We start from the raw sequence: 11,957 nt of genomic DNA, 5'->3' as shown, positions 1-11,957 counted from the left end.
TGGTGACATAGTTCTCGATAAACTTAATGAGGAATGAAAAGTAATAGTGTTTTTCTCAATTCGGTTTATTTATGGGAGTGAAAGTGAAAGTGGAAAGAATTTCATGGAATGAGTATTTTATGGCACAAAGCGAATTACTGGCTTTAAGAAGTACATGTACAAGATTGGCAGTAGGGGCAACGATAGTTCGAGATAAACGGATAATTGCCGGGGGGTACAATGGCAGTATAGCTGGTGGTGTTCATTGTATAGATGAAGGCTGCTATGTAATTGACAACCATTGTGTGAGAACAATCCATGCGGAAATGAATGCTATCTTACAATGTGCTAAATTTGGCGTTCCAACTGCTGGGGCGGATATATATGTTACTCATTTTCCTTGTCTTCAATGCTGTAAGGCAATTGTACAAGCAGGTATTAAAACAGTTTATTACGAATTGGATTATAAAAATCATCCATATGCGCTAGAGTTGTTTGAACAGGCTAATATTGAAACAGTACAGGTGGAAAGAAAAGAGCTTGAGAACAAAGAGGAGAAAAAGGCATTGGTAGAAGCGCTTGTAAAACAATTAAAAGAAAATAATGCAGATTCTGTAGAGATAGAGGCTTTGGAAAAAAGAGCGGCAGAATTATTCTCCATTATACCAACCACAAAGACGTCTATTTAATAAAACCTCTCTACTGCCGGTCTACAGCTGTCTCGTGAGGAGCGATTTATGATTCAAACAAAGTTATTGTACTTCGCAGTATCAGCTTTATTCGGCTTATTATGTGCCTATACACAACAGTTAATGGTCTATATCCTCTATTTTCTATTTATAGGATGGCTACTTCTAATGAAGAAAGGAAGTTGGAAATTAGCTGCTTTTCTGCTGTGTACATTTTTTTTGTTCGTTGTTCGAGGAAGTTATGATTATCATGGGAATAGCTCGAAAATAAAGGAGGATACTTCCTCTTTTTTCGTTACTTTTATAGAACCAGCTGAGATAGATGGAGATAGGTGGCGGGTAGTAGGTAGGGAAAAACGAACAGAGGAAAAACTGCTGCTTTCCTACAAAATAGAAACGAAAGCAGAAAAAGCTATTTTAAAAACGAAGAGGGTGATAGGAAAGACGTGCGCTATTAGGGGATCTTTATCACTTCCCTCTTCACAGCGAAATGAAAATGGCTTTAATTATCAGCAATACCTGGAAAATACTTCGATTTATTGGCTAGTATCAGTGGAAAATTTGGATTTAAGCAGCTGTGTGACAGAAAGAAATATTATTCTATCATTAAAGCAGCTAAGAGAAAAAGGGACTATTTGGATTGAAAATCATTTTTCAGAAACAACTATTCCAATTGCAGAAGCTTTAATTTTTGGTGATCGTAGTATGATGGAGGAAGATTTGCAAGATGCGTTTCAACGTATAGGCATTATTCATCTATTAGCTATTTCTGGTTCCCATGTCGTTGTTTTAATAGGTATCATTTATTTTTTACTAATACGAGTTGGTTTAACGAGAGAAAGGGCTAGTACTATTCTTCTGCTGCTTTTACCAATATATGCAGTTTTAACCGGGCTCAGCCCATCCGTAATTAGAGCTGTATTTACTGCTTTTATCCTCTTAGCCATTAATAAATTTTATACTTCCTCTCCTTTGCCGATGATCGATATAATTAGTATAGTATTTACCGTATATTTATTGATTCAACCAAGAATGTTATTTAACGTTGGATTTTTATTATCTTTTATCGTCTGTTTTTTTCTCATTGTATCATCCTCACTTATTAAAGAATATCATTCCTCAACCATTAAAATGTATTTCTTCCTGACATTTATTTCTGAATATGCTGTTATCCCTGTTATTCTATACTACTTTTTTGAAATTCCGACCTTATCCTTACTGGCAAATCTTATTTTTATCCCTTTTTATACGGTTATTATTTTGCCGTACTTACTTGTTCTCTATGTCCTATCCTTTATATTTCCACCATTTATTTCTTTTTTTTCTTTCCCATTAGATTTTATCATCCTGTTATCTGATAAGCTGGTGTTGAAATTATCGAGTTTTCCATTTAGTACCATTATATTGGGAAGGCCATCCTTATTTTTTTTATGCGCTTATAGTCTCAGCCTGCCCATATTCTTTTATTTATACGAGAATTTGGCGAAGAATTTAAGAAGGTGGTTATATTGTCTTCCACTTTTGCTTATGAGTGTTCAATTTATAAACAATGTCTATCCGTCAAAAGGAGAAATCACTTTTATTGATGTTGGGCAAGGGGACAGCATTCTTATTCAGCTGCCATTTAATAAAGGAACTTATTTAATAGACACCGGTGGTACTGTCAATTTCCCGAAAGAAGATTGGCAAAAAAGGAAAGACCCATATGAAGTGGGAGCCAAGACAGTTGTCCCCTTTTTAAAAAGTAAAGGGATTCGTACAATTGATAAATTAATTTTAACCCATGGTGATTTAGACCATATAGGCGGAAGTACTGCTATTATCGAACAATTACATGTAAAAGAAATAATGTATCCCAATGTGAAAGGAGATTGGTCTATAGAAGAAGAACACTTATTAAAATTAGTGGAAAAGAAACAAATCCCCATTCGTTTTATACAAGCAGGACAGAAGTGGAGTACAGGGAAGGAGTCTTTTATGGTTTTGGCACCAATAGAGAAGGAGAATTTAACAAAAAATAATAGTTCGATTGTCCTTTTTGCTAAGATCGCTGGCATTACATGGCTATTTACCGGAGATTTAGAAAAAGAAGGAGAACTAGCACTTATGAACAAATATCCGGATTTAAGAGAAATAGACGTTTTAAAGGTGGGACATCATGGTAGTAAAACTTCTTCAACAAGTGAATTTATGGAGCGACTTAAACCGAAAATTGCTGTTATATCAGTTGGGATAAATAATAGGTATCATCATCCCAGTCTGGATGTGCTCACTATTTTAGAGGATTATCAGGTGAAAGTATTCAGAACAGATGAAAATGGGGGGATTTCTTTTTATTTTTCGGAAAAAGGTGGCACATTTGAATTGCGAATTCCATAGAATATAGCAATAGTGAATGGCTATAATAATGGAAAAATGTCATCTAAATACCTATCCGATTGGAATAAAAAATACTTACCTATATGGACATGAATCGTACTGATTTTCCTTTGTTGTCAAGAGTTGACACAAATAGAATCTAGCCATTGGAGTACACTATTAATATAATTGCACCGTTACACATTAAGTATCCTAGGCCTTAATGTGTAACGTTAATTATAGATTGAAGGAAGGTCCTTAAGATAATCATTTCATTGCTGCTAGTAAATCTTCCTAGAGCTTATACCAAAGCTTTAGGAAAGAATTTCGTTAACAAGAGAGATGATGTCGAAAGGATCTTCTTTCTGTATGTAAATTTTCGAAAAGAAGGACAACTGTTAGGAATTTCGTATATAATAATTGATTAGGGATTGTTTTGTTGGAAAATAAGGAGCAATGGTTTTTTTAGGGAATGGGGAGAAGAAATGATCGAAGAATTATGGAAAAAAATAAAAAATAGAGATTTTTCTTTTGTCTATCTATTATATGGGCTTGAGTCTTTTCTAATAAATGAAACAAAATATTTATTATTGCAATCATTATTAAACGAAGAAGATGAGGATTTTAATTTATCTACATATGATTTGGAGGAAACACCAATAGAAGTCGTGATAGAGGATGCGGAAACAATCCCCTTTTTTGGCGAAAGAAAGGTTGTTGTATTAAATAATCCTTTTTTCTTAACTGCTGAAAAATCTAAGTCCAAAGTGGAACATAATGTAAAAAAACTAGAGGAATATTTAAAAGAACCATCTCCGTTTACAATTATGATTTTTATAGGAAGTTACGAAAAATTAGATGAGAGAAAGAAGATAACCAAACAACTAAAAACAGCTGCATCTATTTTAGAAGCGAAAAAATTAAATGAACAAGAACTAAAGAAATGGTTAAAACAACGTGCCGCATATAATCATGTAGAGATAAATGAAGATGGACTTGACACTATTTTAAGTCTCGCTGGAACTAATTTGTCTCTTTTGACAACTGAAATTGATAAGATGGCTTTATACGTCCAAGATTCAAAGTTAATTACGAAAGAGATTGTGGAAGAATTAGTTGCCAAATCGCTTGAGCAAAATATTTTTTCCCTTGTCGATAAAGTGATCTCTAAAAAAATAGATGAAGCCTTGCGGATATATTATGATTTATTAAAACAAAATGAAGAACCATTAAAGATTCTTTCTATCATTACGAATCAATTTCGTTTAATTTATCAAGTAAAAGGACTTGCGCAAAAAGGATATGGACAACAGCAAATTGCTAGTGTTTTAAAAGTTCATCCATTCCGAGTTAAATTGGCAGCAGGACAAGCTAATCGATTTACAGAAGAGGAATTAACAAAGTGTATCCGTCTATTTGCAGAAGGTGATTATCAATTAAAAACGGGAGCAATGCCTAAAAGCATGGTCATAGAAATGATTCTCTTTCAAATAGGACGTGGAGTATAAAGGCGATCTAAAACAATCTAAATGAGGTCGGACTGCCTCTGCGTTCCTATAGGTGTCTTGAGTGTGGTGACGATAAACTTTTTAACCTGAACAATTGTATGGAATTGTTCAGGTTTTTCTCTGTATAATTCTGCCCAAGCTTTATAAATAAAAAAAGACTATCAGGAAGATAGTCTTTTTTACTCATTATGCGTTTAAAGCATTTTTTCTTTTAGCTAAACGAGATTTTTTACGAGCAGCAGCATTTTTATGAATAAGACCTTTAGCAGCAGCTTTGTCTAACTTACTAGCAGCTTCTACAAAACTTTCATTTGCAGCAGTTGTATCATTAAGAGCAATAGCAGCTTCAGTCTTTTTAACAGCAGTACGCATTGCAGATTTAACTGTAGTGTTTTGAGCGTTACGAGCTTCACTAGTTTTCACACGTTTAATAGCAGATTTAATATTTGGCATTTACGTTCACCTCCTAAAACGAAGCATCAAGTTCATTATTTAAACTCGATATATACATTCCTAAAAAACTTAAAGAACAAGTGATATTTTATCAAACGAGGACTAATAATGCAATACCTCCAGTCAAATTGCACAATATGAATTTTTTTTGAGAGAAAGGCAATGCTAGTAATAATAAAATGATTCTTTGGATTGGAAGGGGATAACAATGGAGGAAAAACTTGATTTAAGCATGTATTCAGTACGAACAGATTTGGCAATTGAAGCAAAAGATTTAGCTTTACATAATCAAGGACTTGTTCAAAATGAACAAGATAAGTCACATCTAGATGGGGTAATCATCAAGGAGAAAGAAGAGAATGGTATTAAGATGTCCTATGTGGAGGTCACCGAAAAGGGAGAAGAACTAATCGGGAAAAAACAAGGAAAATATTTAACGATAGAAGTGTTAGGTATTAGACAGCAAGATACGAAATTGCAAGAAAAAGTAGAGCAAGTATTTGCAAAAGAGTTTTCTCAATTTTTAAAGCAGAGCGATATAAAAGAGGATGCATCTTGTTTATTAGTTGGTCTAGGGAACTGGAATGTTACACCTGACGCATTGGGGCCACAGGTTTGTGAGAATATACTTGTAACGAGACATTTATATGAATTACAGCCAGAAAGTGTAGAAGAGGGCTATCGACCGGTATCAAGCTTAGCCCCAGGTGTAATGGGATTAACAGGAATTGAAACAAGTGACATTATAAAAGGGGTTGTCGAGAAAACAAATCCTGATTTTGTAATTGTTATTGATGCTCTTGCATCCCGTTCCATTGATCGTGTGAATTCGACGATTCAAGTTTCCGATACAGGTATCCATCCTGGTTCTGGTGTAGGAAATAAACGGAAGGAACTAAGTAAAGAAACGTTAGGAAGACCAGTGATTGCTATCGGTGTTCCAACTGTCGTAGATGCAGTGTCTATTACAAGTGACACAATTGATTATATATTAAAGCATTTTGGTAAGGAGTTAAAAGAAGGAAATAAACCATCGAGAGCATTGGCTCCAGCTGGGTTGACCTTTGGTGAAAAAAGAAAATTAACGGATGAAGATTTACCAGAAGAGCAGCATCGTAAGACATTTCTAGGTATTGTTGGAACATTGCCTGAAGAAGAAAAGAGAAAGTTAATCTATGAAGTGTTATCACCAATTGGTCATAACTTAATGGTCACACCTAAAGAGGTCGATGTTTTTATAGAAGATATGGCGAATTTGCTTGCAAATGGTTTAAATGCCGCACTTCATTCAGCGATAAATCAAGAGAATGTAGGGTATAATACCCACTAAATTTACTAAAAGGGTTCTACCATTCCTAGTTACTTCATATATTTTCAATAGAGTTACTAGGGATGGTAGATTTGGAAAATACAAACTTGGTACTGATACTAAAGGAGATTGATCAAGTTGAAACTATATACATTAAGTGCTGTCGGAATTGTTTTGTTGATGTTTATTTGTGTATTATTTGGTATGCAGCAAGCAAATAGTGGAATTCACAAAATGAAAGGATATGAAGATGAGGGATTCCAAAGTGCTGTAGCTATAAATAAAGAGGATGGAAATTTAGAAGCGTCTGTCCTTGGACAAAATATCACTAGTCACGATCTGGATGAAAAGAAACAGCAATTAGAGGAAATGAAAGCTTTTAATTTATTGTCTAGCATCGGAAAAGGAGTAGCAGATACGATATCTTCTGTAGCAGAAAAAGGAGTCAATCTTGTTGCAGATATAATGGAAGAAAAAGAAAAATAAAAGACTGTTTAGTAAATCATTTTACTTTTCGTTGAATCTTATTCTTCACACTGCTATAATCAAAAATAGTGTACATGCGCGATTATTGTAGGAGTGAACTAAATGAACAGAGAAGAGATGTTAAAGAGACAATCAAAAATTAGAAATTTTTCTATTATTGCACATATAGATCATGGGAAATCAACTCTCGCTGATAGAATATTAGAAAAAACAAATGCACTTACAGCACGTGAGATGAAAGATCAGCTTTTAGATTCAATGGATTTAGAAAGAGAACGCGGAATTACGATTAAACTAAATTCCGTCCAATTAAAATATCAAGCAAAAGATGGCGAAATTTATACACTACATCTCATTGACACACCGGGACATGTGGATTTTACATATGAAGTATCTCGAAGCTTGGCTGCTTGTGAAGGAGCTGTATTAGTAGTGGATGCCGCTCAAGGAATTGAAGCACAAACATTGGCTAATGTTTATTTAGCGATTGATAATGATTTGGAAATTGTTCCGGTTATTAATAAAATTGACCTCCCAAGTGCTGATCCTGAAAGGGTTAGAAATGAAATTGAAGATGTTATAGGATTAGATGCTTCTGAAGCTGTGCTGGCTTCTGCGAAGGCTGGTATTGGGATAGAAGATATACTAGAACAAGTCGTAGAAAAGGTTCCTGCACCACAAGGGGATCCAGAAGCACCATTAAAGGCACTTATTTTTGATAGTTTATATGATGCTTATCGTGGCGTTGTCACTTATATACGTGTAGTGGATGGAACAGTTAAACCTGGTGATAAAATCAAAATGATGGCAACAGGAAAAGAATTTGAGGTTATTGAAGTAGGTGTATTTACACCAAAAGCAGTTAATACTGATCATTTATCTGTTGGAGACGTAGGTTTTTTAACTGCAGCAATTAAAAATGTTGGCGATACGCGAGTAGGTGATACCATCACTAATGCGAAGAACGGTGCAACAGAAGCGCTGCCTGGCTATCGTAAGCTAAATCCAATGGTTTATTGTGGTTTATATCCAATAGATAGTGCGAAATTTAATGATTTGCGTGAAGCATTGGAAAAATTAGAGCTTAATGATTCTGCATTACAATTTGAACCAGAGACATCTCAAGCATTAGGATTTGGTTTTCGTTGTGGTTTCCTTGGTTTGCTTCATATGGAAATTATTCAAGAGCGTATCGAGCGCGAATTTAAAATTGACCTAATTACTACTGCTCCAAGTGTTATTTATGATGTTATTTTGACAGATGGAACAGAAATAAAAGTAGATAATCCATCAGCAATGCCAGATCCTCAAAAAATCGACAGAATTGAAGAACCATATGTAAAAGCAACGATGATGGCACCAAATGAATATGTTGGAGCAATTATGGAATTATGCCAGCAGAAGAGAGGTGTCTTCATCGATATGCAATATATGGATGAGACTCGCGTTAAAATTACGTATGAAATTCCTTTATCGGAGATTGTTTATGATTTCTTTGACCAATTAAAATCAAATACAAGGGGATATGCGTCATTTGATTATGAACTTATTGGCTATAAAACATCGACGTTGGTGAAAATGGATATTCTGTTAAATGCAGAACAAGTAGATGCACTTAGCTTCATCGTTCATAAGGATTTTGCTTATGAAAGAGGAAAAGTTATTGTAGAGAAATTAAAAGAGCTTATTCCGCGTCAGCAATTTGAAGTGCCAATCCAAGCTGCGATAGGGCAAAAGATTGTTGCTCGTTCTACCATTAAGGCGATGCGCAAGAATGTATTGGCTAAATGTTATGGTGGGGATATTTCTCGTAAACGTAAATTGCTAGAGAAGCAAAAAGAAGGGAAAAAACGAATGAAACAAGTTGGTTCGGTTGAAGTGCCCCAAGAAGCGTTTATGGCTGTATTACGTATGGATGACAATAATACGAAAAAGTAAAATGACAATAAAAGCATTGCATGGACATTATGCAAGAAACTTGCTAATCGCAACATGGACTGCTATAAGTAAAGGGGTAGGTGCCAGGTAGGTATCGACCTCTTTTCTTATTTTAATTGAAACAAATAGGAAAAAACTTGTTAGTTAAGATAGTTTAATTAATTTAAAGGTTGTGAAAAATTGATACAAGCAGCATATATCCATATTCCATTTTGTGAACATATTTGTCACTATTGTGATTTTAATAAAGTATTTTTAAAAGGACAGCCAGTTGATGAATACTTAGACTCTCTAGAGAAAGAAATGAAGCTAACCATTGAAAAATATGGACAACAAGAACTGTCAACGATTTTTGTCGGAGGAGGTACACCAACAAGCTTATCTGCATCCCAATTAGAAAGACTTTGTGGAATGGTGAATAAAGAACTTAAGCTTCGCCCGCAGCAAGAATATACGTTTGAAGCCAATCCTGGTGATTTAACAGAAGATAAATTAAAAGCTTTGTATGAAGGAGGCGTGAACCGCCTTAGCTTTGGAGTACAATCTTTTAATAATGAGCTACTAAAGAGAATTGGCAGAACGCATAAAGCGGAAGATGTGTTTTCATCCATTGAAGCAGCTAAAAAAATTGGTTTTAATAATATCAGTGTTGACTTAATTTATAGTTTACCAGGTCAAACGTTAGAAGATTTTCAAGAAACATTAAAAACAGCATTTACATTAGATATTCAGCATTATTCAGGGTATTCTCTAATTATAGAGCCTAAAACGGTCTTTTATAACTTAATGAGAAAAGGGAAACTACCTACACCCGGAGAAGATGTGGAAGCAGGTATGTACAGCGTCTTAATGGAAGAGATGGCAAGACATGGTTTTCAGCAATATGAAATTAGTAATTTTGCGAAGCCTGGATTCGAAAGTCGGCATAATCTTACATACTGGAATAATGAAGAGTACTTTGGGTTTGGCGCTGGATCCCATGGTTATGTACATGGGAATCGCTATTCTAATTATGGACCTTTAAAGAAATACATGCAGCCTTTAGAACAAGGTGAGTTTCCGATCATGCATGAACATAAGGTAACCGCTATAGAACAAATGGAAGAGGAATTATTCCTTGGCTTAAGGGAAAATAAAGGAGTAAGTTTATCTTCATTTGAACAAAAATATAATAAAAATGTATTAGAGCTATTTGACAAGGAAATAAACGAACTAATAAGCAGAGAGCTTATTGAAATGGAAAGTGATTATTTAAAATTAACACATAAAGGTAGATTTTTAGGGAATGAAGTGTTTCAATCCTTTATTGGAGTTCTTGAATAATCATAATCTTGGTTTGTCAGGAAGTAGTATCCGAGAAGGGAAAAATTTCTTATAGAAATAAGGTTCAAATTATTGACACAGCCCCTTTGTTTTTGCTACTTTATATATAGATTTAGCACTCGTTAATAAAGAGTGCTAACAGAGGTGATTAATGTGTTAACTGATCGTCAATTATTAATATTACAGGTGATTATTGATGATTTTATTTCAACAGCACAACCAGTAGGCTCAAGGAGCTTATCAAAGAAAGAAAACATTACATTTAGCTCCGCCACCATTCGCAATGAGATGGCAGATTTAGAGGAATCTGGTTTTATCGAAAAAACCCACTCTTCTTCTGGGCGCGTTCCTTCAGAGAAGGGTTATCGTTTTTATGTTGATCATCTTTTATCACCACAGAAATTAAAGCGTTCAGAAATATTGAGAATTAACTCACTGTTTGCAGAAAAAATATACGAATTAGAAAATATTGTGCAAAAATCTGCTAAAATATTGTCTGATTTAACAAATTATACTACTATTGTCCTTGGGCCTGCCGTTAAAGAAAATAAATTGAAGAAAATTCAAATTGTTCCTTTAAACAACCATACGGCCATTGCTATTATTGTGACAGACTCAGGACATGTGGAAAACAGAATGTTTCACTTGCCAGATTCTATTCACGCAGGGGAAATAGAAAAACTAGTAAATATCTTAAATGACCGGTTAACGGGTGTGTCGATTGATAAGCTTCATAATAAAATCTATAAGGAAGTTGCTACCTTATTGAAACAGCATATTAGCAATTATGAGTATTTTATCAACTCTCTTTCCGAAACCGTGAAAATCGATACCCATGAAAAGTTATTTTTTGGTGGCAAGACAAATATTTTGAGACAGCCTGAATTTCATGATATTACGAAAATAAGAAATTTGTTGAATATGATTGAAAAAGAGGATGGAATACCTGAGCTCATTCGTAATAACTCATCCGATATTAGTATTAAAATCGGAAGAGAAAATAATAATACAGCAATGGAAAATTGCAGCATTATTTCTGCTTCTTATCGGATTGGGAATGAGCAAATTGGATCGATTGCCATTCTTGGCCCAACAAGAATGGAATATTCACGAGTTGTGAGCTTATTAAATATATTATCGAATGACCTGACAAAAGTACTCACTAATTTGTATCAAAAGTAACTTATGTGGAATAGTTAAAAGTGTGTAATGAAGGACTAAAGTTAGTAAATTTAAGATTGGTGAATTTCTATTTGCCAATCTGCACCGTTTTATGTAATTAATCCTTTAAGGGAGGTGAACAAGTTGGCAGAAGAAAAAGCAACGAACAATGCAGAGATGGAACAACAAGCAGCACAAAAAGACGTTAAAGTCGAAGAAACAGTTGAAGAAGTTTTCGAAGAGGTAGAAGCGTCTCCTTCCAATGAGGAAAATGTAGCTGAAGAATTAAAGGCTGCTAATGAAAAAATTGCAGAGCTAGAAGCTAAATTAGAAGAAGAATCTAATCGCTATCTTCGCCTGCAGGCTGATTTTGATAATTCACGCCGCAGATCAAGGCTCGATATGGAAGCGGCTCAAACATACAGAGCGCAAAGTCTTGTCATGGACTTATTACCAAGCATCGATAATTTGGAAAGAGCATTAAAAATTGAGGCAGTAGATGAACAAACACAAAGTTTATACACAGGTGTTGAAATGGTTTATCGCGGAATCCTTGAAGCTCTCAAAAAAGAAGGTGTAGAGGCTATCGAAGCAGTTGGAAAAGAATTTGATCCACATCTTCATCAAGCAGTAATGCAAGAAGAAGTAGAAGGAACGGATTCAAACATTGTGGTGGATGAGTTCCAAAAAGGGTATAAGCTTAAAGACAGAGTCATTAGACCTGCAATGGTGAAAGTAAGCCAATAAGCGTTA

Annotated in this window: 10 protein-coding genes; 9 read left to right on the top strand and 1 reads right to left on the bottom strand. The window is 34.7% G+C overall.

From position 1 onward, the window contains the following. The first annotated feature begins 89 nt into the window (after window positions 1-89). The 3 genes from MHH96_RS21625 to holA all read left to right on the top strand — a co-directional run bounded on the left by MHH96_RS21625 (window position 90) and on the right by holA (window position 4,534). Window positions 90-668 carry a ComE operon protein 2 gene (locus MHH96_RS21625; protein WP_047941317.1) on the top strand — a complete coding sequence of 193 codons (579 nt, stop codon included), beginning with the start codon at window positions 90-92 and terminating at the stop codon, window positions 666-668. A gap of 48 nt (window positions 669-716) precedes the next feature. Then, window positions 717-3,047: a DNA internalization-related competence protein ComEC/Rec2 gene (locus MHH96_RS21620; protein ID WP_328283460.1), complete on the top strand. Its 2,331-nt coding sequence runs from the start codon at window positions 717-719 to the stop codon at window positions 3,045-3,047. 464 nt (window positions 3,048-3,511) lie between these two features. Beyond that, window positions 3,512-4,534, top strand: a complete 1,023-nt coding sequence (holA, locus tag MHH96_RS21615) for a DNA polymerase III subunit delta (RefSeq protein ID WP_061798625.1) — start codon at window positions 3,512-3,514, stop codon at window positions 4,532-4,534. A gap of 186 nt (window positions 4,535-4,720) precedes the next feature. On the opposite strand, the gene rpsT is transcribed toward holA, so the two are convergent. Further along, window positions 4,721-4,987 (bottom strand): 30S ribosomal protein S20, encoded by a 267-nt coding sequence (gene rpsT, locus MHH96_RS21610; RefSeq protein WP_016202952.1) that lies wholly within the window; start codon window positions 4,985-4,987, stop codon window positions 4,721-4,723. Between the two features lie 208 nt (window positions 4,988-5,195). Here rpsT and gpr point away from each other — a divergent pair, with 208 nt between their 5' ends. From gpr to grpE, 6 genes are all read left to right on the top strand, one after another. Next, on the top strand, window positions 5,196-6,317 hold the full coding sequence (gpr, locus tag MHH96_RS21605) for a GPR endopeptidase (RefSeq protein WP_061798623.1): 1,122 nt from the start codon (window positions 5,196-5,198) through the stop codon (window positions 6,315-6,317). 117 nt (window positions 6,318-6,434) lie between these two features. Next, a complete protein-coding gene (locus MHH96_RS21600; protein ID WP_047941314.1) occupies window positions 6,435-6,782 on the top strand; it encodes a DUF3679 domain-containing protein in 348 nt (115 codons plus the stop codon). Window positions 6,783-6,884: 102 nt separating this feature from the next. After that, window positions 6,885-8,720: a translation elongation factor 4 gene (lepA, locus tag MHH96_RS21595; protein ID WP_061798621.1), complete on the top strand. Its 1,836-nt coding sequence runs from the start codon at window positions 6,885-6,887 to the stop codon at window positions 8,718-8,720. A 180-nt stretch (window positions 8,721-8,900) separates the two neighbouring features. Then, a complete protein-coding gene (gene hemW / locus MHH96_RS21590) occupies window positions 8,901-10,043 on the top strand; it encodes a radical SAM family heme chaperone HemW (protein ID WP_061798619.1) in 1,143 nt (380 codons plus the stop codon). 153 nt (window positions 10,044-10,196) lie between these two features. After that, window positions 10,197-11,225 (top strand): heat-inducible transcriptional repressor HrcA, encoded by a 1,029-nt coding sequence (gene hrcA, locus MHH96_RS21585; RefSeq protein WP_061798617.1) that lies wholly within the window; start codon window positions 10,197-10,199, stop codon window positions 11,223-11,225. Window positions 11,226-11,348: 123 nt separating this feature from the next. Then, complete coding sequence (gene grpE / locus MHH96_RS21580; RefSeq protein WP_172885240.1) at window positions 11,349-11,951, top strand: nucleotide exchange factor GrpE; 603 nt, start codon at window positions 11,349-11,351, stop codon at window positions 11,949-11,951. Window positions 11,952-11,957 lie beyond the last annotated feature (6 nt).

Source organism: Niallia sp. FSL K6-0212, assembly GCF_038007605.1.
Classification (GTDB): Bacteria; Bacillota; Bacilli; order Bacillales; family Cytobacillaceae; genus Niallia; species Niallia circulans.
The sequence above is the reverse complement of the archived record's forward strand: the minus strand, read 5'-3'. Positions and strand labels throughout refer to the sequence as shown.

Excerpts from the sequence above, each read along its gene's own strand:
- gpr (WP_061798623.1), top strand. The coding sequence starts at position 5,196 with ATGGAGGAAAAACTTGATTTAAGCATGTATTCAGTACGAACAGATTTG.
- lepA (WP_061798621.1), top strand. The coding sequence starts at position 6,885 with ATGAACAGAGAAGAGATGTTAAAGAGACAATCAAAAATTAGAAATTTT.
- MHH96_RS21620 (WP_328283460.1), top strand. The coding sequence starts at position 717 with ATGATTCAAACAAAGTTATTGTACTTCGCAGTATCAGCTTTATTCGGC.
- holA (WP_061798625.1), top strand. The coding sequence starts at position 3,512 with ATGATCGAAGAATTATGGAAAAAAATAAAAAATAGAGATTTTTCTTTT.
- rpsT (WP_016202952.1), bottom strand. The coding sequence starts at position 4,987 with ATGCCAAATATTAAATCTGCTATTAAACGTGTGAAAACTAGTGAAGCT.